The following is a 20029-nucleotide window of genomic DNA, read 5'->3' as shown; positions in this document are numbered from 1 at the left end:
CCTCCTCCTCGTGCTATTGCACGTCCTGGTACAGCCCCGGCAACTCGTAGCGCACGCCGTAGCCGGCGTAGAGCTTGGCCAGCTCGCCGCTGCGCACCAGTTCCTCCAGCTCGCCGTCGAGGGCATTGGACAGCTGGCGGTTGCTCTCGTGCACCGCCATGCCGATGTCCCAGTCCGGCTGGCCGAGGCTGGGGTAGGTATTCTCGGCGTTCTTCAGTTGGTCGTCGTGGGCCTGGGCGCGCATCCAGTCCAGCTCGCCGCGCAGCGCCATCACCGCGTCCACCTTGCCGGCGCGCATGGCGTCGAAGGCCGCCTGGGTGCTGGGGAAGTGCACGGTCATGGCGCTGAGCTGGCCGCCCAGCACCGAGGTCAGGTAGAACGAGGGCACGCTGTCCAGTTCCACGCCGATGCGGTGCTCGCGGAACGCCGCGATGGTGTCCACCTGCGGCAGCCGGCGGGCGTCGTTGACCACCTGCCAGCGCTCGCGCTGGTAGGGGCCGAACATCACCACCTGGTCGTTGGCCAGTTCGCCGACGTCATTGCGTTTGTTGGAATAGTCACGGTCGTAGGGCACCCGCAACATCACGTCGGCCACCACGCCCGGGCGCAGGTAATGGCCCTTCCAGATGAAGTTGCGCAGGTCGTCGTCCAGGCGCTCGCCAGGGATCACCCAGAGGAACTCCGCGCGCAGGCCCAGGCCCTGGGCCAGGCGCGTGGCGAGATCCACGTCGATGCCGTGGGGCTGGCCGCCCTGCATGTAGCTGTAGGGCGGGAAGTTCTGGTAGACCGCCACCCGCAATACGCCGGAAGCGACCATGTCTTCGTAGGGCCGGACCTTGGCCTCGGCCTGCCCCAGCAACAGGAGCAGGCCGCACAGCAGGCTGAGCAGGCGCATGGCGGCGTCACTCGTCCACGTGGACGCTTTCCAGGTAGCTGCGGATGGCCCACAGGCCTTCCTGGCTGATGAAGTCGGCCATCTTCGGCATGTACACGGCGCCGTCGCGCACCGCGCCGTTGATCACCCGCTCCTTGAACCACTCGTCACCCTCGGCGCCCAGGTCGAGCTTGCGCAGGTCGGGGGCGATGCCGCCGGACTTGGCCTCCAGGCCATGGCAGCGCGCGCAGTTCTGGTTGTAGGCGGAGGAGCCGATCTCCACCGCCAGCTTGTGGTTGGCGTAGGGCTCGCGGTACGGGTTGGTGTCGCGCCACTCCTTGCCCAGGGGCTCCAGGCCCTTGGTATCCACCGCTTGCGGGGTCACGTTGCCATGGGCCAGGGCCAGGGCCGAGACGCTGAGGCCGGCCAGCACCAGCAGGCCGCGCAAGGAGTTCTTCTTGTTCATCACTTCATTCCTCTGGGGGTAGGACAAGGCACGGGCGCCACCGGGGGCGCTCCTCGACCATGTTAGGAAGCCCCGCCCCCGCCCCGAATGCTGCTTTGGATGCCCCCGCCTACTCCCTTCGTACTAGGGCGCAGGGCTGCCGCTCCAGGGCCTTCGGCAGCAAGCCCAAGTCATGCCCCGACCGGGAACTTGTCCCGGCCGATGCGGGAGCTTTTCCGTTTCCGCCACGGCCGCCGGCTCCCACCATGGAACCGCCGCGGCCCGAGCAGCGGCCCGCCGTTTCTCGACCCAACATCAAAAACGGGAACCCGAAGATGACAACAAGAACCTCCCTCGCCTCTGCCGGCCCCCTGCGCCTCGCCCTGCACAGCCTGACCCTCGCCATCGCCCTGGGCGCCAGCGGCGCGGCGCTGGCCAAGGACGTCAGCTGGGACGACATCGCCAATGACCACAAGACCACCAGCGACGTGCTGCAGTACGGCATGGGCACCAACGCCCAGCGCTGGAGCCCGCTCAAGCAGGTCAACGCCGACAACGTGTTCAAGCTGACCCCGGCCTGGTCCTACTCCTTCGGCGACGAGAAACAGCGCGGCCAGGAATCCCAGGCCATCGTCAGCGACGGGGTGATCTACGTCACCGCCTCCTACTCGCGGTTGTTCGCCCTCGACGCCAAGACCGGCAAGCGCCTGTGGACCTACAACCACCGCCTGCCCGACGACATCCGCCCGTGCTGCGACGTGGTCAACCGCGGCGCCGCCATCTACGGCGACAAGATCTTCTTCGGCACCCTCGACGCCTCGGTCGTGGCGCTGAACAAGGACACCGGCAAGGTGGTATGGAAGAAGAAGTTCGGCGAACACGGCGCCGGCTACACCATGACCGGCGCGCCGACCATCGTGAAGGACCAGAAGACCGGCAAGGTGCTGCTCATCCACGGCAGCTCGGGCGACGAGTTCGGCGTGGTCGGCCGCCTGTTCGCCCGCGACCCGGACACCGGCGAGGAAATCTGGATGCGGCCCTTCGTCGAAGGCCACGTAGGCCGCCTCAACGGCAAGGACAGCAGCGTCACCGGCAACGTCAAGGCGCCATCCTGGCCGGACGACCCCAACTCGCCCACCGGCAAGGTCGAATCCTGGAACCACGGCGGCGGCGCGCCCTGGCAGAGCGCCAGCTTCGACGCCGAAACCAACACCATCATCGTCGGCGCCGGCAACCCCGGCCCGTGGAACACCTGGGCGCGCACCGCCAAGGGCGGCAACCCGCACGACTACGACAGCCTCTACACCTCAGGGCAAGTGGGCGTGGACCCGAGCACCGGCGAGGTGAAGTGGTTCTACCAGCACACCCCGAACGACGCCTGGGACTTCTCCGGCAACAACGAACTGGTGCTGTTCGACTACAAGGCCAAGGACGGCAAGATCGTCAAGGCCACCGCCCACGCCGACCGCAACGGCTTCTTCTACGTGGTCGACCGCAGCAACGGCAAGCTGCAGAACGCCTTCCCCTTCGTCGACAACATCACCTGGGCCAGCCACATCGACCTGAAGACCGGCCGCCCGGTCGAGCGTGAAGGCCAGCGCCCGCCGCTGCCGGAACCGGGGCAGAAGCACGGCAAGGCGGTGGAAGTCTCGCCGCCCTTCCTCGGCGGCAAGAACTGGAACCCCATGGCCTACAGCCAGGACACCGGCCTGTTCTACGTGCCGGCCAACCACTGGAAGGAGGACTACTGGACCGAGGAAGTCAGCTACACCAAGGGCAGCGCTTACCTGGGCATGGGCTTCCGCATCAAGCGCATGTACGACGACCACGTCGGCAGCCTGCGCGCCATGGACCCCACCAGCGGCAAGGTGGTGTGGGAACACAAGGAGCACCTGCCGCTGTGGGCCGGCGTGCTGGCCACCGCCGGCAACCTGGTGTTCACCGGCACCGGCGACGGCTTCCTCAAGGCCTTCGACGCGAAGAACGGCAAGGAACTGTGGAAGTTCCAGACCGGCAGCGGCATCGTCTCCCCGCCCATCACCTGGGAACAGGACGGCGAGCAGTACATCGGCGTGACCGTCGGCTACGGCGGCGCCGTGCCGCTGTGGGGCGGCGACATGGCCGACCTGACGCGCCCGGTGGCCCAGGGCGGATCCTTCTGGGTGTTCAAGCTGCCCAGCTGGGACAACAAGACCGCCAGCCGCTGAGCCCACCGACCGCGCCCCCTGGGGCGCGGTTTTCCATGCCCCGGGAGAAAGCCATGAAAACCACCACCCTGCTCGCCGCCCTGCTGCTGGCCGGCCTGGCCCACGCCAGCGACGAATCCGTCGACACCGACAACGACGCCACCGTCATCGCCCACTGCCGCATCGCCCCCGGCAGCCAATGCCCCGGCGCCGACCTGCGCGGCGCCGATCTGAAAGGCCAGGACCTCAGCCACATGAACCTCGCCGGCGCGGACCTTTCAGGCGCCGACCTGCGCCACGCCACCCTCGACCTGGCCAACCTGGAAAAAGCCAACCTGCGCGGCGCCAACCTCACCCGCGCCAGCCTGCAACAAGCCAACCTGCGCGCCGCCGACCTCTCCGGCGCCAGCCTGGTGGCCATCCAGGCCTGGGGCCTGTTCGCCCAGGGCGCCCAATGGCAAGGCGCCGACCTGACCGCCGCCTACCTCGAATTCGCCCGCCTGAGCGGCGGCAAGCTGCACCAGGCTAACCTGCGCGCGGCGGATTTGGAGATGACCTGGTTGTCCCGCGCGGACCTGAAGGGGGCGGATTTGCGCGATGCGAATCTGCAGGAGGTGAAGTTGGCGGAGGCGAATCTGGAGGATGCGGATTTGCGCGGCAGCAAGCCGAGGTTCGGGAATTTCCAGGGGACGAATATGCAGGGGTGCAAGGGGTGTCCCGGCGGGTGGGATTGAGTACCTGGCACGGGGTGGCATGAACTGTAGGAGCGAGCTTGCTCGCGAATGGGATGTCCCGGGTAACGCGTAGGGCGCATAACTGTTCGCGGTTATGCGCCCTACGAACCTAAAATGACATTTCACATTATATACAATGGCTTAAGGTAAAACGCTCCAGTAGGACTGCTCCCAACAATATTATTTCGATCATCCGGACTTAGAAAAGCCTCTCTGTCGCGATCAATATAGATACTTCCATAGACACCTTCATTTAAAAATTTTATACACTGCGCAGTGTCGTAATCCTTGTACGCACCATCACCGTTATACAACTCAGGGTGTACAAACAGACGCTGCTCGCCGCTCCCCGGTGCACCACCCCTAGCGTCTTCCATAACTGCTGCATCCTTATCGTCCGCGTTACTCATAACATCTACCCCCTTAGCATTTAGGTTTAAATGCAAACCCAACCAAACTCTCAACATCCTCTTGCAACATAGAAGCCTCCCCCTCCTTACCTCCATCTCCGAGCAGGCTGCAGTATTTGGCCTCTTCTCCAGATGCAGCAAAAGCCATTAAGCCCATCAATTTTTGGGACTTTATATCGCCCCCTCTATGGGGCTCTAATCTAGCGTCCAACTTCAAAATAGAAGCGCTCCTGGCTTTATTTATCTCGCGATAAACTGACACTCCATCCGATAGCAAGTCATAAGCCAGTGAGTAGTCAATATCCCTGCTCAAGAATTTGGAATAGCTTCTATAGGTAATTTTTGTCGCGATCTGCCTGGAATCCACCTCCATTTCGATAGGCCCGTTAAGGAAATCAATTGCAGACACAAAGCCAAAGCCTGGCTTGTAGAACCTTACTGTTTTGTGTTCCCCACCACTCGATCCACAAAACATAATATATTTCTGCATCTGCCCTGTTTCTGCGTATCGAACAGCCTTTACAGGAATATCTATTCTCTTAACTGGATAAGCGCCTTCCGTACACCCAGGTGACTGGCCATAATGAGTGAATGACAACAACTTTCCAGAGCTGTCTATAACTCTGACCTCTCCAGCATTGAGCATGAGAGCATTGTTACTATCGTTAACGGGCACGGAGCTGAATTCATATGTGACCCCGTCATCAGTTAATTTATAGCTACTCTCCCCTTGAGCGACTGAAACTCCAAGACCGAGAAAACCACTCATCACGACGCCAAGTGTCCACTTGCTGCTCATGCAACCACCTCTAAATTAGATATGACCACGCTGATTGACAGCTACGCCTATAGATAATTTCAGGACGAACCAAAGAGTGATTTCTCACTAGACGAATCCCAAGAGGGATTTTTCACTAGAGACGTGGTCGAACGCCTACCTTTCACCGCATGAGTGGCCGCCAGAGCAGAGCCTGCGCGCTCCTTGCGTCTTTGTAACAAATGGAAAAAGGGATAGATTTATTTTCCCGATTCTCAATGCCCGCTATTGGCAGATAACTGTCTGCCGCGAGGGGCTACCTTGGGTTGGAAGCCACCGTCACCAACGACTGCAATGCAAACCGCCTGTGCGGTCAGCCCTCCTTATCCTCCCTTTCAATTGACAGCCCCACGACAACTCCCTAACGTGGCCCGGCCGCCCAACAGGGCGGTTCGGGATTGGCGTCCCGACCCTGGATTCAGGTGCCTGAGCGAGTGTTCGGGCACTTAGCATGGCTACACCTGTGTTATGGGCGGGCCGTGCGGGGCATCTTCGGATGCGCCGGAACTCTAGGCCGGTACGCCAACCTGTACGGTCCGCCCTCCCTGCAGCCCAAGTTCCCATCCCCTCAAGAACACCGCCCCGTCGGAGCTTTACGACGCCGCCCAATCCCGCCAATCGGCCCTGGTCAACCTGCTGCGCCTGCTGGCCGGCGCGCCGGACCTGGGGGCGCCCGGCGAGGATGTGCTGGATGGCACTTTCAGTTCGCTGGAGTACCTGGCGGCCGATGCAGAGAGGTTATATGCCGCCGCAGAGAAAGGCGGCCGGGCGAAGGGAACGTGATGCGAAGCGTCAGCCGCTGGTGGTGGGTGGCGCTTCGCTTCGTATCGGTCCTGTAGGAGCAACTGGCTTGCAGGCAGCACCAAGGCGCTCTTCGTAGGAGCGAGCTTGCTCGCGAATGGTGCCTCCCGGGGGTCGTTGGTGTTTGGATGAACCCCGTCCCCTCTCCCCAACCCTCTCCCTGAAGGGAGAGGGGGCCGTTCGGAGCGTTTGGCAAGCTCAGTGTCATCCTGATACGCCTAGCCGCGAACGCGGAAATCCAATAGACAGCCCCACACCTTGCCTCTTGTAGGAGCGCGCCCTGCGCGCGAATCGCGGGCAGGGCCCGCTCCTACAGGTTGACACCGAACCTTCCGGCCATGCCGGACAGCCCCCTCTCCCACTTGCGGGAGAGGGGGCCGTTTGGAGCATTTGGCAAGCTCAGTGTCATCCTGATACGCCTAGCCGCGAACGCGGAAATCCAATAGACAGCCCCACACCTTGCCTCTTGTAGGAGCGCGCCCTGCGCGCGAATCGCGGGCAGGGCCCGCTCCTACAGGTTGACGCCGAACCTCCCGGCCATGCCGGACAGCCCCATCTCCCGCTTGCGGGAGAGGGGGCCGTTCGGAGCGTTTGGCAAGCTCAGCGTCATCCTGATACGCCTAGCTATCCTCGTCATTCCCGCGAACGCGGGAACCCAATAGACAGCCTCGCGCCGTGCCCCATGTAGGAGCGCGCCCTGCGCGCGAATCGCGGGCAGGGCCCGCTCCTACAGGTTGACGCCGAACCTCCCGACCACGCCGGACAGCCCCCTCTCCCGCTTGCGGGAGAGGGTTGGGGTGAGGGAACGGAGTCAACCCGAGACACCAGCGCCGCCGGTAAGCACCGTCCGCAGTCAGACCCGGCCCCCATCAGCACCGTCAACTCCGCGCCTGCGCCTCCAGCGCTTCTATCTCGGCGATCCGCCATTGCCGCCTTTTGCCTTCCAGCACGCCCTGGCGTTGCCATTCGGCCAGCAGGCGGTTCAGGGTTTCTGCGCGCACGCCCAGCTTGGCGGCCAGTTGGCGCTGGCTCAGCGGCAGTTCGATGCTCTGCCCGGGGCGGCGTGGCAGGCGCAGCAGGTAGGTCGCCAGGCGTTGCGGCGCGTTGAAGCCGGCGAGGCTGTCGACGTCGTCGATCCGCGAACTCAGCGCCTGGCCGGCTATGTCCAGCATGTCCAGCGCCAGGGGCGGGTGTTCCAGGCAGGCGCGGCGCAGGTTCTCCCGGTGCAGGCGGCACAGCAGGCTGGGCATGGCCGCGCGGGTGCCCACCGGGTATTGCCGCTGCGGCATGAACATCACGATGGGCGCCAGCAGCTGGCCGCGGCCCACGTGCTGGATCACCCGCTCCTCGCCGTCCATGCCGTAGCGCAGGGTGTCGATGCGGCCCTCCAGCACCACGTACCAGAACAGCGCCGGCTGGCCCTGGTTGAACACCGCCGCGCCCTCCTCCAGCGCGCACAGGCTGGCGTCCGCCAGCAGGCTTTCGCGCAGCGCTTCCGGCTGCGCGCCCAGCAGCGGGTGGCCGGCGAGCAGTTCGCGGGCCAGCGTCAGGCCATTCTTGACATTTCTCATTTGATACAAGCCCGCAAAGGTGGATTATTCGCAAATGATAATTCATGTCATTTACAGCGTGCAGCTCTTTTGCTAAGGGCGCACACCATCCTTGGGGGAGGCGTTGATCGTGGTTCTGAAGTCCTATCGTGCAGTGTTGTTGGCACCCGCCCTGAGCGGCCTGTTCACCCTGAGCCCGCTGGCCCAGGCGGAAGACAATAAAGAGCTGGAAAGCCTGACGGTGACCGCCACCCGCTCCTCGGCGGCGGCCGAGGATTCGCCGCGCACCCTGACCGTGATCAGCGGCGAGCAGGTCCGCGAGCGCGTCGGCAGCGGCGGCATCCAGAGCCTGCTGGCGGAAATCCCCGGCATCGAGTTCGCCCGCAGCGGCGGCCTTGGTGGGCAACTGGTGGTACGCGGCTTCAACAGCAACTCGGGGCGCTCGATCCTGGCCATCGACGGCGACCGCTACCGTGGCCGCAGCACCCTGGAATTCAACATGATCGACCCGGACTCGATCGAACGCATCGAGATCATCCGCGGCCCGGCCTCGGCGCTCTACGGTTCCGACGCCATGAACGGCGTGGTCAACATCGTCACCCGGCGGGCCAAGGTCGACCCATCGCAGAGCTTCGAGCTGACGCCGAAGCTGCGCGCCCTGGAATGGAACAGCGGCAACAGCATGCTCGGCGGGCGCGCCGAGATGGTCGGCGGCGGCAACGGCTTCGACGTGCTGCTGGGCGTCAACCAGCGCAGCGCCAGCGACTATTCCACCCCCATCGGCGACGCCAGCAACAGCGGCTACAGCTCGCTCGGCGGCGACTTCGCCATCGGCTACAGCCCCGACAGCGATTCGCGCTGGGAACTCTCCGGGCGCTACCAGCGGGTGGTCAGCAAGCGCGCCGGCGGCCTCGGCGCGGCGCCGGGCGAGCCCTTCATGGACGTGCGTGAAGACCCGATCACCGAGCGCTACCTGCGCCTGGGCTACCAGAACTACAACGTCGGCGCCTGGGCCGACAGCCTGGACAGCAGCCTCTACGTGCGCGACTTCGAGACCGACATCTACCAGCGCAACAGCACCGCCGCCACGGTCGACGCCTTCGCCCACATCAAGGTCTACACCCCCACCGTCTGGGGCGGCCACCTGACCGCCATGAAGCAGCTGGGCGAACACAACCTCAGCTACGGCGGCGACTTCTTCAACGAGCGCTTCGACGGCCGCGAGAACAACGCCCGGCGCTACAACCGCAGCACCGGCGCGCTGCTCTCCGACAGCGGCTGGAACCAGATGGAGCGCGACTCCGAGCAAACCAACCTGGGCCTGTTCGTCAACGACGACTGGCGCTTCGACGAGCGCTGGTCGTTCACCGGCGCGCTGCGCGGCGACGTGGTCGACGTGGACATCGGCGACACCTTCGCCGGCGAGGCCGCGAGCCTGGCCAACGCCTACCGCGGCAACACCGACCAGCGCCACTACGCCGTCACCGGCAGCCTGGGCGCTGTGTACCGGCTGACCCCGGCCTGGCACCTGGTGGGCAACCTCAGCCGCGGCTTCCGCGCGCCCTCGGGCAACGAGCTGACCATCTCCAGCACCGCCGGCACCCAGCCGACGCTGCCCTCGCCGGACCTCGACCCGGAAACCAACGTCACCGTCGAGGCCGGCGTGCGCTGGTACGGCGAGCGCAGCCAGCTGAACCTCACCGCCTACCAGAGCAAGTACAAGGACCTGATCAGCCTGGTGCGCCTGGACTCCACCCTCTACCAGCGGCAGAACGTGGCCAAGGCCACCATCCGCGGCCTGGAGCTGGACGGCCGCACGCAGCTGGCCGAGCGCTGGAGCCTGGGCTACGCCGCCACCCTGACCCGCGGCCGCGACGACAAGACCGACCAGGACCTGCCCTACATCGCCCCGCTCACCGGCAACCTCAAGCTGCGCTACGACACCGGCCACTGGTACGGCGAGGGCGTGGTGCGCGCCTACCAGGGCAAGCACCACATCGACGAGAAGCAGGAACGCGAGACCTCCAGCTACGCCATGGTCGACCTGTACGCCGGCATCGACCTGGACCGCGTGCTCGGCAATGGCTGGCAGGACTGGAAGCTGATGGGCGGGGTGGAGAACCTGTTCGACCGCGTGGGCCGCAACCCCACGGTGGCGGAGAACCTGGCCTACCCCAACGACCTGGTGGGCAACCCGCTGGTGGAGCCGGGCCGCGCCCTGGTGGTCAAGCTGTCGGTGGACTACTGATGCGGCGCCCCATCGCACTGCTGCTGGCCCTGCTCGGCGCCGCCCCGGCGCTGGCCGCCCAGGTCGTCGACCAGAGCGGCCGCAGCGTGGAACTGCCGGCGCGGGTCGAGCACCTGGTGGCCATCCCCATCCCGCTGGCATCGATGATCATGGCCGTGGACGGCGGCCCGCAACGCCTGGCCGGGATGAACTCGGCCAGCCGCGCCGACTTCGAGCACGGCCTGCTCGGGCGCATGTACCCGCAGGCGCAACAGGTGCCCTCACAGGTGGCCGGCGAAGGCTTCGTGCCCAACGTCGAGGCGCTGGCCGCCACCGGCGCGGACCTGGTGTTCCAGTGGGGCGACCGCGGCGACGACATCGTCCGCCCGATCAGCGCCCTGGGCATCCCGGTGATCACCCTGCGCTACGGCGACAGCGCCCTGGCCGCCGGCTGGCTGCGGCTGGTCGGCGCCGCCCTCGGCAAGCCCGAGCGCGGCGAGCGCCTGGCGCAGTGGTTCGAGGCGCGTAGCCGGGCCATCGCCACGCGCGCAGCGAGCATCCCCGCGGCGCAGCGGCCGCGGGTGCTGTACCTGCAGCGCACGCGCTCGGGGCTGATCGCCGCCGGCGCCGGCACCAGCATGGACGGCGACATCCGCCTGGCCGGGGGCAGCAACGTCGCCGCCGGCATCCCCGGCTTCGCCCCGGTGGACGTCGAGCAGTTGCTGGTGTGGGACCCGCAGGTGGTGCTGCTGAACAACTTCGAACCGGGCCTGGCCCCGGCCGAACTCTATGGCGACAGCCGCCTCGCCGGCCTGGCCGCGGTGCGCGAGCGGCGCGTCTACAGCTACCCCCACGGCGGCTTCCGCTGGGACCCGCCGAGCCAGGAAACGCCCCTGGCGCTGGACTGGCTGGCCAGCCTGTTCCACCCCGAACGGGCCGAGCCCGGCCTGCGCCAGCGCATCACCGAGGCCTACCAGTTGCTCTACGGCTACGCCATGAGCCCGGCCGACCTCGACGACCTGCTCAAGCTCGCCGGCAACGGCGACAGCGCCCACTACCGCGCGCTGTTCGCCGGGGAGGCCCGATGAACCTGCGCCAACGCCTGGCCACGCCGCTGTTGCTGCTCGCCCTGCTGCTGGCCGCGGTGCTCGCCCTGGGCGCCGGGCGCTACGCCATCGAGCCCTGGACCGTGCTGCGCATCCTCTTCGCGCCGCTGTTCGGCGAAGGCGACTGGAACGCCATGCAGCAACGCGTAGTGGAAGGCGTGCGCCTGCCGCGGGTGCTGCTGGCGGCGGTGGTCGGCGCCGGCCTGGCCGGGGCCGGGGCGGCGCTGCAGGCGCTGTTCCGCAACCCGCTGGCCGAGCCGCAACTGCTCGGCGTGTCGTCCGGCGCGGCGTTCGGCGGCGTGCTGGCCTTCCTGCTCGCCGGCGACGGCTGGCCGGTGGTCACCGGCGCGCTGGTCTGGGGCCTGCTGGCGCTGCTGGCGGTCTACTGGCTGGCCGGCGGGCGCGGCAGCCGTGGCAGCAGTACGGTGCTGCTGGTGCTGGCCGGCATCGTGGTCAGCGCCGTGTTCGCCTCCGGCGTGTCGCTGATCAAACTGGTGGCCGACCCGCAGAACCAGCTGCCGGCCATCGTCTTCTGGCTGATGGGCAGCCTGTCCGCGGCCGACACCGGCAAGCTGCTGATCGCCCTGCCCTGCATCGGCCTCAGCCTGGCCGTGCTCTACGGCCTGCGCTTCCACCTGATGGCGCTGTCGGTCGGCGACAGCGACGCGCGCAGCCTCGGCGTGCCGGTGCAGCGCGTGCGCCTGCTGGCCCTGCTCGCCGTCGGCGTGATCGCCGCCTCCAGCGTGGCGGTGTGCGGCGTGGTCGGCTGGGTCGGCCTGGTGGTGCCGCACCTGGTGCGCATGGGCTGCGGCAGCGACCACCGCGGCTTCCTGCTCAACACCGCGCTGGCCGGCGCCACCTACCTGATCCTGGTGGACACCCTGGCGCGCACCCTCACCCAGCTGGAAGTGCCCCTGGGCGTGCTCACCGCACTGCTCGGCGCACCGCTGTTCGCCTTCCTCATCCGCCGCCTGGGGGGAACCCTGCATGGCTGAAATCGCCCTGCGTTGCCACGACCTGTACCACGCCTACGACAGCCGCCCGCTGTTGCGCGGCCTCGACCTTGCGCTGCCGCGCGGCGCCCTTTGCGCGCTGCTGGGCGGCAACGGCGCCGGCAAGTCCACCCTGCTGAAAATCCTGGCCGGCAGCCTCGCGCCCAGCCGTGGCCACGTCGAACGCCGCGGCCGCCTGGGCTTCGTGCCCCAGGAAGTGCACCCGGCGCTGCCGATGAGCGCCCTGGAGATGGTCCTGCTCGGGCGCTCCGCGAGCATCTCCCTGCTACGCGCCGCCGGCCGCGACGACTACGCCGCCGCCCACCGCGCCCTGGCGCGCGTGGAGGCGGCGCACCTGGCGGACCGCGCCTTCGCCTCGCTGTCCGGCGGCGAGCGCCAGCTGGTGCTGCTGGCCCGCGCCCTGGCCGCCGAGGCCGACATCCTGCTGCTGGACGAACCCACCGCGGCCATGGACTGGCACAACCAGGCCCTGACCCTGCGCCTGCTGGCGGAACTGGCCGGCGCCGGCATCACCCTGGTGTTCAGCACCCACGCCCCGCAACACGCGCTGGAGTTCGCCAGCCACGCCCTGCTGCTGTTCAACGAAGGCGCCCACGCCTTTGGCGAGCCGGCGCAGGTGATGGACGAAACGGCGCTGTCGCGCCTGTACCGCATCCCCGTACGCCGGGTCCGCCTGGACGAGCTGCCGCAGAGCGGCACGGCGGTCCCGATCTTTTCCCAACTCCCACAGGAGAACCGTGAACAGCCATGAGCAGCATCCTCCACATCCGCGCCGTCTCCCATGAACTGCCGGCCTTCGCCGCGCGCCTGGAAGCGCTCGGCATCGACTCCCTGTCGCTGCGCCAGATGACCGACGAGCACTTCGCCGGGCGCAGCGCCATCCTCGTCGAGGGCCACGTCGACCAGCGCGCCCTCCTCGCCCACCGCGACGCCCTGCGCCGCCACCTCGACGCCGGCGGCACCCTGGTGTTCAACGGCCACCTGGTCTACCCGATCTTCGACGGCCTGGCGGACTTCGTCGTGGCGCCTCGGCGCGGCGTGAAGGAGCTGGAAGTGGAGCGCGTGAACCCGCACCCGGTGTTCGACGGCGTGGACTGCCACGACCTCAGCTACCGCCGCGGCGTGGCCGGCTTCTACGCCCGCGGCGCCAACCCGCCGCCGCCCGGCGCCGTGGTGCTGCACCGCCTGCGCGTCGACGGCTCGCCCATCGACTGGGTATGGCAGCGGCCGGATGGCGGGCAGGTATTCATGCACAGCGGCAACAACCTGTGGATGTACATCAACGACGACACCAGCGCGGCGCGCATCGCCCCGCAGCTACTGGACTGGGTGCGCGCCGGCGCGCCCGCCGCCATCTACCCGGAACAGGAGTGAAAGCATGCGAATCGCCTTCGTCGACGGTGGCACCTACTACCACCACGCCACCTACAACGACCCGCAGCTGCGCCCTTGCTTCCACAGCAACCTCTACGCCCCGGAACTGCCCGGCGCCGACCTCGACGACATCGACTGCCTGTACGTCGCCAGCCGGCAGAACCCCGAGGACCTGATAGCCGCGCAAGACACCATCGCCGCCTTCCTCGCCGCCGGAAAGCTGGTGGTGGCCCTGGGCGAAAGCCGCGCCGACCTGTGGCTGCAAGGCGTGCGCTGGCGCCCCTGCGAAACCAACTTCTGGTGGTGGCTGCAACCCGGCGCCGACTCCGGCCTGCGCCTGGGCGCCGCCGACCACGGTCTGTTCGCCCACCTCGACCTGGCCGCCGCCACCTGGCACCGCCACGGCGAACTGCAGCCGCCGGAAGGCGCGATCTCCCTGGTGAACACCGTGGACGGCGGCTCGGTGCTCTACGACGACAGCGTCACCACGGCGGGCCGGATGATCGTCTCCACCCTGGACCCGTGCTACCACCATGGCAGCTACTTCATGCCGGCGACCACGCGCTTCCTGCATGGGCTCCTGCCGTGGTTGAAGGCGGGGGCCAAGGTCAGACGGGAGGGTTGAGGCGACTGTCTCGCCGACTGCTCCGAGATGCTCTTCGTAGGAGCGAGCTTGCTCGCGAACAGATTCCGCCGCGGGGGTTCATTCGCGAGCAAGCTCGCTCCTACGAGAAGCCAGAAACTGTGCCCGCCCCACCACACCCACGCCATTCCCCCTGTAGGAGCGCGCCCTGCGCGCGAATCGCGGGCAGGGCCCGCTCCTGCGACGGACCGGGCGTAGGGCGGATAACCGTTCGCGGTTATCCGCCGTTACACCTTTCTCATCGCCAACACAGTGGCCGGCCCTGGCGTTCCCACCCAGGATGCCCAAGCCCGCCCCCGAGCGGGGTTCGACCAAGGCCAATCGGCGGATAACGCTTCGCGTTATCCGCCCTACGCACTGAACTCCGCCAACGGCTGCAACGCTCGGCACGCATGGGCGCTACAATGGCGCCCGCGCCGATCTCCCCCGATCGGGCACGCCCGGAGCCAGCTTCAGATGTTCACCCTCGTAACCCTGGACGCACCGCCACCGGAGTCCCTGAAGAATCAGGTTCTGCAAATGGTGGTGGACTACTTCAGCGACATCAGCCCGGTGCCGCTGACGCCCAGCAACCCGCTCTATCAGCTGTACCAGTACGTGATCGGTTACGAGGTGCACCTGTATCTGCAGGCCATGGACCGCGCCGTGGACAGCAGCGCGCGGTTGGTCCTGGCGCTGGACGACGAGGATCCCTCCCAGGTCCTGGGTTTTGCCCTGTACCTGCCGAGCCAGGACGATGCCCAGGCCTGCACGCTGGCCTACCTGGCCGTCACGGCCAGCCATCGCCGGCACGGCATCGCGCGGGCCATGCTGCAACAGGTGGCCGGCCATCGGCCCCACGTCGAACTCGCCTGCACGGCGAGCAAGGTGCCGGCCTTCGAGTCGATGGGCTTTAAGGTCCTGGCCGCACAAGGGCCGCACGTACTGCTCAACACCCGCGATCACCGCTCCGACGGCATGGTCGCGGTGCAGGACCTGGCCCCGATCTACCAATCCAAGGAAGTGCGGCAGATCCACGCCTACCTGGTGCAGCAACACGGCCGGAAGGCCATGGCCGATGCCGAGAAAAAACGCGACCGCCTGCTTGACCAGATGGCCCATCAGGCCCAGGCGCTGGTGAAAGAGCGCTTCCCCACGCTGCACTGACAGCCAGCGGAAACGGATTCGGCTTTGAGTGTCTGCTAACGGCCCAGGCTGTGTGAAAACCTCCGGATCGGTCCAGTTGGTTAAAAAACAACCTGGATTTCGCGTTTCTACGCGGATTCTGGCTTGTGGCTGAACAGCCAAGCCTTTTCAGATTTCACGTAGGAACGCGCTCTTCGAAGAGCCGCTCGGGTTTTCACACAGCCTCGGCCGAAAGCAGACCTCGGTAATCGTCAGCTTCCGCCCCCATGGCAGCCATACCGCCGCGATGCCAAGCGCTAAGCCGGCTGATGCCAGGCGTCCATAGGCCTCCTGCGCTTCTCCACACGGTCAGGCCTGCGCCCGCGGCCGCTTCAAAAACTGTACTTCACCGACAACATCAGATTCCGCGGCTCCCCATACACATTGCTCGGCACCGTGACAGACGAACTCAAGGAGTTGTAGTACTTCTTGTCGAACGCATTGTTCAGGTTCAGCTGCGCATCGATATGGGCAGTCGGCTTGAACCCCAGCATGAAGTCCACCAGCGTGTAGGCGTCCTGCTCGATCATGTAGGTGGTGCCTTTGTTGTAGATGCGGTTCTGCCGGTACAGGGAGCTACCGATGCGCCATTGGTCAAGCGCGCTGGGCAAGGTATAGGTCGTGCTCATCTTGAACAGGTGTCGCGGTATGTCGGTATCGAACAGGCGCCCTTCGTTGGCCTTGTTCGCATCCTTGCGGTATTTGGCTTCGGTGAAGGTGTAGCCGGCGCCCAGTTGCCAGTTGGGCGTGAGTTGCCCTTGCAGTTCCAGTTCGATGCCTTTGCTGCGCACCTCGCCGGCCGCCTCGTAGCAGGAAGTGGTGGGATAGCTGGGGCAAAGGCTCTGGTCGGTGATGGCCTTGGCGCGGTTTTCCTGGTCCAGTTGGAAGATGGCGGCCGAAGCGTTCAGCGCGCCGTCGAAATACTCGCCCTTGATGCCCAGCTCGTAGTTCTTGCCGGTGATGGGTTCGATGACCGAGCCTGAGGTGTCGAAGTAACTCTGCGGCTTGAAGATGTCGGTGTAGCTGACATACACCGAGTGATGCGCGTCCAGGTCATAGATCAGGCCGGCGTACTTGGTGACGTGGCGGTTGACCTTGAGTTCGGTCTCGGTGCCTTTGTAGGGGGCGCTGGTATCGTTTTCGTACCAGTCCAGGCGGCTGCCCAGAATCAGTTTCAGTGGGTCGGCCAGGCTCAGGCGGGTGGTGGCGTAAACGCTGTTGAGCTTGGCGTTGGTGTTCTGCCAGCCGTATTTGGTCTGGCTGGCGATTTTCGGGGTGTCGCCGTTCCAGTTGTAGATATCGATATTGCTGTGCAGCAGCACGTTTACCGGCACGTCGCCATTGAACACCACGCGGCGATGGCTGGCACCGAACACCAGTTCGTGGTCGCGGTCCATCAGGCGGAACGGGCCACTGGCGTAGGCATCGAAGCTGTTCTGGCTTTCCCGATAGTGGCCGGCGCCGACGTATTGGTCATAGGTCTGGGTGGCGGTGCGCCCCAGTATGTAGGTGCCCAGCATATCCAGGTCGGCCCAGGTCTTGGTGGCCGACAGGTTGAGTTTCCAGCCGTTGTCCAGGGCGTGTTCGATGGCGGCATATGCGGAGGTGCTGGTCTTGTTCCAGTACTCCCAGTCATTGCTCAGGGAAGTGGAGCGCGACAGCTTCAGGTCGCTGCCGTCGAAGCCCACCGGCAGGCCGGTCCAGCCGTTGCCGTTGTAGTCGTCCTGCTGGCGCGAAGCGCTGAACGTTAGGGTGGTGCTGTCGTTCAGGTCGGCCTCTACGATCCCGTAGAACAGGTTCCGCTGGTTATCCAGCGAGTCGCGGAAGCTGCCCTGGGTCTGGTAAGCGGTGACCAGGCGACCGCGCACAGCGCCGTTGTCGGTCAGCGGGCCGGACAGGTCGACGTCGGTGCGGTAGCGGTCCCAGGTGCCGGCGCTGCCCTGGATGCTGGCCTGGAACGTTGGCGTAGGACGTTTGCGAACCAGGTTGATGGCCGCGGCCGGGTTTCCGGCGCCCTGCATCAGGCCGGTGGCGCCGCGCACCACCTCCACCCGGTCGTACATGGCCATGTCTGCGGAAAGCAGGTCCTGGGACAGCTGGGAACTGTCGAGGCTGGTGGGCAGGCCGTCGTACATGATGTTGTCGAGCGCAAAGCCGCGGGCGTAGTAGGTGGAACGCTCCGGCCCCGTGCGCCGGATGACCATGCCCGGGGTGTTCTGCACGACGTCGTTGAGGTCGGCCAGGGCCTGGTCGTCGAGGCGCTGGCGAGTCATCACCGTGACCGACTGCGGCGTTTCACGCAGCGAGAGGTTCAGCTTGGTGGCGGTCTGCATGGCACCGGTCGTATAGGAGCCCGTTCCCTCGGTCAGGCCATCCTGGCGAACGCCCACGATTTCGCTGCTGTCCATCTTCAGTGGCTGCTCGGCCTCGGCTACCGGACGCAGAACATAGAGGCCGTCGCCCTGCCGTGAGGCGCGCAGCCCAGTCCCCTCGAGCAGCCGGCTCAGGCCGGTGTCGACGTCGGCATCGCCGCTCAGGCCTCGACTCCTCAGCCCCTGCACCCGCTGCGGCTGCAGCGGCAGTGTGATGCCCGCCTGGCTCGCGAACTCCGCCAGCGCAGCGCCCAGCGGGCCAGGGGCTATCTCGAAGTGGCGTTGCCGACTGGCCTGATCGGAGGTGTCGGCCTGCGCGCAGGCGACGAAGCCGATCGGGCCCAGGCACAGCCCGAGCGCAGCGGCGCGCAACGCCTTTGCAAGTTCGCTGGGTCGTGCTGCGCGGCGCGAAGCGAAGGGGTGAAGCTGCATGAGTGACTCCCTGTGTCGAGCATGTTTTTTCGTTGTGTGCTCGGGTGACACGCGAGAGACGAAAAAGACGACAGAAAGAATTCGGCAGCGCCAATCAGCTGGGCCGATCAGCTGGAAATGGGCGCGATGGTGACCCAGTAACGGGTGCGATAGCGGATCTCCACCGGCAGCACCTGGGTCAACGCATGGAGCGCCTGGTCGGTGTCGTGCAGTTGAAACGCCCCGGAGACTTCCAGTTGCGCAACCTCGGGGTCGCAGCGCAACAGGCCGGGCCGGTATCGCCCCAGTTCGGCGGCGAAGCTTGCCAGGCTCATACGCTCAGCCTTGATCACGCCGCGGGTCCAATCGGCGATGCGTGCATCGAGCGGCTCGACGTCGCCCACATGCCGGGCGTTGAATCTCGCCTGTTCGCCGGCCTTCAGCAGCTGGGACTCTCCAGCCCGCGAGTTCAGCTTCACCGCGCCTTCGAGCACCGCAACCTGGCTGTCCTCGGGCCATTGCCGCACCAGGAAGCGCGTGCCGATGGGTTCGACCTCGCCCTGGGCAGTTTCCACAATGAAGGGTCTGCCGGCGGGGTCCTTGGCGGTGATGATCAGCACCTCGCCTGCAACCAGCCGTACCCGCCGGCTCGTACCGTCGAAAGCCACGTCGACGGCACTGTCGGTATTGAGATGAATCTGTGTGCCGTCGGCCAGAGAGATCTGGCGCTGCTCACCCACCCCACTGCGAACATCGGCATTGAGTTGCTGCCAGGGCTGCGTACGGCGAATCAGCAAGGCTGCAGGCGTCGTTGCCAGCAGCAGCGCGAGCAACTTGAGGGCCTGTCGGCGCGTAGCGGCGTGGGAACGATCCAGCGTTTCGAGCCCCAGCTGAGGCGGGATCAGCCCCAGTCGCTGGTTGAAGCCTTCCGCCAACTGCCAGGCGCGCTCGTGCTCCGGGTCGGCTGCGCGCCAGCGCTCGCAATCGCGACGTTGCGCCTCGCTGACGCGCGGCCCCTGAAGGCGCACATACCAGCGCGCGGCCTGGCGAGCGATATCACGGTCGATGGGTTGCGCGCTCACGGGTGCTCCGGCACTTCCGCCGCCAGCACGATGCACTCTTCGAAAGCCAGCGCGAGATAGCGCTGAACGCTACGTACGCTCACGCCCAACCGCTGGGCGATGGCATCCTGGGTGAGCCCTTCGAGCTGGTACAGGAGGAACGCCTGGCGTGCCTTGCTCGGCAGGCGGGCCAGTACCGCATCGACCTCGTGCAGGGCTTCGAGCACCAGAGCCTGATGCTCCAGCGAAGGCGTGCACGCCTCCGGCAGGCTGGCCAGGACTTCCAGATACGCCTGCTCCAGCGAGCGCCGACGGTAGAGATTGATCACCAGCCGCCGGGCGATGGTCAGCAGGTAGGCTCGCGGCGTCGCGATGGGCTGCTGCAGCGCAGCGGGCGAAACGAGCAAGCGGATGAAGGTATCCTGGGCCAGGTCGGCCGCATCGCAACGGTTGCCCAATCGACGATTGAGCCATCCGCGCAGCCATCCGTGGTGGTCCTGGTACAGCCGGCCGAGCAGCTGATCCTCTGTAGCGGCAGTAGCGTGCATGGAGTGGCATTCCATCATATGCGAATGACTCGCATTATATTTTTATGCCACCTCTTCCATCAAGGCATTCGGGCCGGGATCAGCGCGCCTTATCGTGGATGCCCGCCATGGGGGCCGTGTGGGGCATCTTCGGATGCGCCGGTCCGAGTCCGGTACGCCACCTGCACAGCCCGCCCTGGTGCCGTAAGAGCGACTCTCTTACCGGCCGTGCGGGGGCTCTTCGTAGGATCGAGGGGGGACGCCTGGTTCTTGCTCGCGAATGAGCCCGCAGCGGAGCCTGTTCGCGAGCAAGC

The 20029-nt window shown here is 66.2% G+C and carries 17 protein-coding genes; 9 read left to right on the top strand and 8 right to left on the bottom strand.

Going from position 1 to position 20029, the window contains the following annotated elements:
- Positions 1 to 13: 13 nt before the first annotated feature.
- Together ACTWJ5_RS13475 and pedF are read right to left on the bottom strand one after the other, a co-directional pair.
- On the bottom strand, positions 14 to 895 hold the full coding sequence (locus ACTWJ5_RS13475) for a substrate-binding periplasmic protein (RefSeq protein ID WP_444438992.1): 882 nt from the start codon (positions 893 to 895) through the stop codon (positions 14 to 16).
- 7 nt (positions 896 to 902) lie between these two features.
- The gene (gene pedF, locus ACTWJ5_RS13470) at positions 903 to 1340 is read right to left on the bottom strand and encodes a cytochrome c-550 PedF (RefSeq protein WP_009622924.1); all 438 of its coding nucleotides are present in this window, start codon (positions 1338 to 1340) and stop codon (positions 903 to 905) included.
- Positions 1341 to 1654: 314 nt separating this feature from the next.
- On the opposite strand from pedF, the gene exaA reads away from it, so the two are divergent.
- A complete protein-coding gene (gene exaA / locus ACTWJ5_RS13465; protein WP_444438989.1) occupies positions 1655 to 3526 on the top strand; it encodes a quinoprotein ethanol dehydrogenase in 1872 nt (623 codons plus the stop codon).
- 53 nt (positions 3527 to 3579) lie between these two features.
- A complete protein-coding gene (locus tag ACTWJ5_RS13460; RefSeq protein WP_074983985.1) occupies positions 3580 to 4239 on the top strand; it encodes a pentapeptide repeat-containing protein in 660 nt (219 codons plus the stop codon).
- A gap of 122 nt (positions 4240 to 4361) precedes the next feature.
- Here ACTWJ5_RS13460 and ACTWJ5_RS13455 read toward each other — a convergent pair whose 3' ends face one another.
- The 3 genes from ACTWJ5_RS13455 to ACTWJ5_RS13445 all read right to left on the bottom strand — a co-directional run bounded on the left by ACTWJ5_RS13455 (position 4362) and on the right by ACTWJ5_RS13445 (position 7838).
- Positions 4362 to 4649 (bottom strand): hypothetical protein, encoded by a 288-nt coding sequence (locus ACTWJ5_RS13455; protein ID WP_444438987.1) that lies wholly within the window; start codon positions 4647 to 4649, stop codon positions 4362 to 4364.
- Between the two features lie 13 nt (positions 4650 to 4662).
- Positions 4663 to 5448: a hypothetical protein gene (locus ACTWJ5_RS13450; protein WP_444438985.1), complete on the bottom strand. Its 786-nt coding sequence runs from the start codon at positions 5446 to 5448 to the stop codon at positions 4663 to 4665.
- A gap of 1697 nt (positions 5449 to 7145) precedes the next feature.
- Complete coding sequence (locus ACTWJ5_RS13445) at positions 7146 to 7838, bottom strand: Crp/Fnr family transcriptional regulator (protein WP_444438983.1); 693 nt, start codon at positions 7836 to 7838, stop codon at positions 7146 to 7148.
- A gap of 109 nt (positions 7839 to 7947) precedes the next feature.
- On the opposite strand from ACTWJ5_RS13445, the gene ACTWJ5_RS13440 reads away from it, so the two are divergent.
- The 7 genes from ACTWJ5_RS13440 (at position 7948) to ACTWJ5_RS13410 (ending at position 15326) form a co-directional block, all read left to right on the top strand.
- The gene (locus ACTWJ5_RS13440; RefSeq protein ID WP_444438981.1) at positions 7948 to 10065 is read left to right on the top strand and encodes a TonB-dependent receptor; all 2118 of its coding nucleotides are present in this window, start codon (positions 7948 to 7950) and stop codon (positions 10063 to 10065) included.
- Positions 10065 to 11132 (top strand): ABC transporter substrate-binding protein, encoded by a 1068-nt coding sequence (locus tag ACTWJ5_RS13435; RefSeq protein WP_253412121.1) that lies wholly within the window; start codon positions 10065 to 10067, stop codon positions 11130 to 11132. The genes ACTWJ5_RS13440 and ACTWJ5_RS13435 overlap by 1 nt, the downstream gene beginning before the upstream one ends.
- Positions 11129 to 12145, top strand: a complete 1017-nt coding sequence (locus ACTWJ5_RS13430; RefSeq protein ID WP_074983990.1) for a FecCD family ABC transporter permease — start codon at positions 11129 to 11131, stop codon at positions 12143 to 12145. Before ACTWJ5_RS13435 ends, ACTWJ5_RS13430 begins: the two co-directional genes overlap by 4 nt.
- Positions 12138 to 12914, top strand: coding sequence for an ABC transporter ATP-binding protein (locus ACTWJ5_RS13425; protein ID WP_444438980.1), 777 nt, complete (start codon positions 12138 to 12140; stop codon positions 12912 to 12914). The genes ACTWJ5_RS13430 and ACTWJ5_RS13425 overlap by 8 nt, the downstream gene beginning before the upstream one ends.
- On the top strand, positions 12911 to 13537 hold the full coding sequence (locus tag ACTWJ5_RS13420; protein ID WP_061562011.1) for a hypothetical protein: 627 nt from the start codon (positions 12911 to 12913) through the stop codon (positions 13535 to 13537). Before ACTWJ5_RS13425 ends, ACTWJ5_RS13420 begins: the two co-directional genes overlap by 4 nt.
- Positions 13538 to 13541: 4 nt before the next feature.
- Positions 13542 to 14162 (top strand): hypothetical protein, encoded by a 621-nt coding sequence (locus ACTWJ5_RS13415; RefSeq protein WP_444438978.1) that lies wholly within the window; start codon positions 13542 to 13544, stop codon positions 14160 to 14162.
- A 474-nt stretch (positions 14163 to 14636) separates the two neighbouring features.
- On the top strand, positions 14637 to 15326 hold the full coding sequence (locus ACTWJ5_RS13410; RefSeq protein ID WP_444438976.1) for a GNAT family N-acetyltransferase: 690 nt from the start codon (positions 14637 to 14639) through the stop codon (positions 15324 to 15326).
- Positions 15327 to 15676: 350 nt separating this feature from the next.
- Here ACTWJ5_RS13410 and ACTWJ5_RS13405 read toward each other — a convergent pair whose 3' ends face one another.
- The 3 genes from ACTWJ5_RS13405 to ACTWJ5_RS13395 form a co-directional block, all read right to left on the bottom strand.
- Positions 15677 to 18148, bottom strand: coding sequence for a TonB-dependent siderophore receptor (locus tag ACTWJ5_RS13405; protein WP_444438974.1), 2472 nt, complete (start codon positions 18146 to 18148; stop codon positions 15677 to 15679).
- A gap of 107 nt (positions 18149 to 18255) precedes the next feature.
- Positions 18256 to 19209, bottom strand: coding sequence for a FecR domain-containing protein (locus tag ACTWJ5_RS13400; RefSeq protein WP_253412113.1), 954 nt, complete (start codon positions 19207 to 19209; stop codon positions 18256 to 18258).
- Positions 19206 to 19736 carry a sigma-70 family RNA polymerase sigma factor gene (locus ACTWJ5_RS13395; protein ID WP_444438972.1) on the bottom strand — a complete coding sequence of 177 codons (531 nt, stop codon included), beginning with the start codon at positions 19734 to 19736 and terminating at the stop codon, positions 19206 to 19208. The genes ACTWJ5_RS13400 and ACTWJ5_RS13395 overlap by 4 nt, the downstream gene beginning before the upstream one ends.
- Between the last annotated feature and the right edge of the window lie 293 nt (positions 19737 to 20029).

Source organism: Pseudomonas sp. A6, assembly GCF_052367875.1.
Taxonomy (GTDB): Bacteria; Pseudomonadota; Gammaproteobacteria; order Pseudomonadales; family Pseudomonadaceae; genus Pseudomonas; species Pseudomonas citronellolis.
The sequence above is the reverse complement of the archived record's forward strand: the minus strand, read 5'-3'. Positions and strand labels throughout refer to the sequence as shown.

Excerpts from the sequence above, each read along its gene's own strand:
- ACTWJ5_RS13425 (WP_444438980.1), top strand. The coding sequence starts at position 12,138 with ATGGCTGAAATCGCCCTGCGTTGCCACGACCTGTACCACGCCTACGAC.
- ACTWJ5_RS13445 (WP_444438983.1), bottom strand. The coding sequence starts at position 7,838 with ATGAGAAATGTCAAGAATGGCCTGACGCTGGCCCGCGAACTGCTCGCC.
- ACTWJ5_RS13415 (WP_444438978.1), top strand. The coding sequence starts at position 13,542 with ATGCGAATCGCCTTCGTCGACGGTGGCACCTACTACCACCACGCCACC.
- ACTWJ5_RS13455 (WP_444438987.1), bottom strand. The coding sequence starts at position 4,649 with ATGAGTAACGCGGACGATAAGGATGCAGCAGTTATGGAAGACGCTAGG.
- ACTWJ5_RS13450 (WP_444438985.1), bottom strand. The coding sequence starts at position 5,448 with ATGAGCAGCAAGTGGACACTTGGCGTCGTGATGAGTGGTTTTCTCGGT.
- ACTWJ5_RS13460 (WP_074983985.1), top strand. The coding sequence starts at position 3,580 with ATGAAAACCACCACCCTGCTCGCCGCCCTGCTGCTGGCCGGCCTGGCC.
- ACTWJ5_RS13435 (WP_253412121.1), top strand. The coding sequence starts at position 10,065 with ATGCGGCGCCCCATCGCACTGCTGCTGGCCCTGCTCGGCGCCGCCCCG.
- ACTWJ5_RS13410 (WP_444438976.1), top strand. The coding sequence starts at position 14,637 with ATGTTCACCCTCGTAACCCTGGACGCACCGCCACCGGAGTCCCTGAAG.
- ACTWJ5_RS13420 (WP_061562011.1), top strand. The coding sequence starts at position 12,911 with ATGAGCAGCATCCTCCACATCCGCGCCGTCTCCCATGAACTGCCGGCC.
- pedF (WP_009622924.1), bottom strand. The coding sequence starts at position 1,340 with ATGAACAAGAAGAACTCCTTGCGCGGCCTGCTGGTGCTGGCCGGCCTC.
- ACTWJ5_RS13395 (WP_444438972.1), bottom strand. The coding sequence starts at position 19,736 with ATGCACGCTACTGCCGCTACAGAGGATCAGCTGCTCGGCCGGCTGTAC.
- exaA (WP_444438989.1), top strand. The coding sequence starts at position 1,655 with ATGACAACAAGAACCTCCCTCGCCTCTGCCGGCCCCCTGCGCCTCGCC.
- ACTWJ5_RS13405 (WP_444438974.1), bottom strand. The coding sequence starts at position 18,148 with ATGCAGCTTCACCCCTTCGCTTCGCGCCGCGCAGCACGACCCAGCGAA.
- ACTWJ5_RS13430 (WP_074983990.1), top strand. The coding sequence starts at position 11,129 with ATGAACCTGCGCCAACGCCTGGCCACGCCGCTGTTGCTGCTCGCCCTG.
- ACTWJ5_RS13475 (WP_444438992.1), bottom strand. The coding sequence starts at position 895 with ATGCGCCTGCTCAGCCTGCTGTGCGGCCTGCTCCTGTTGCTGGGGCAG.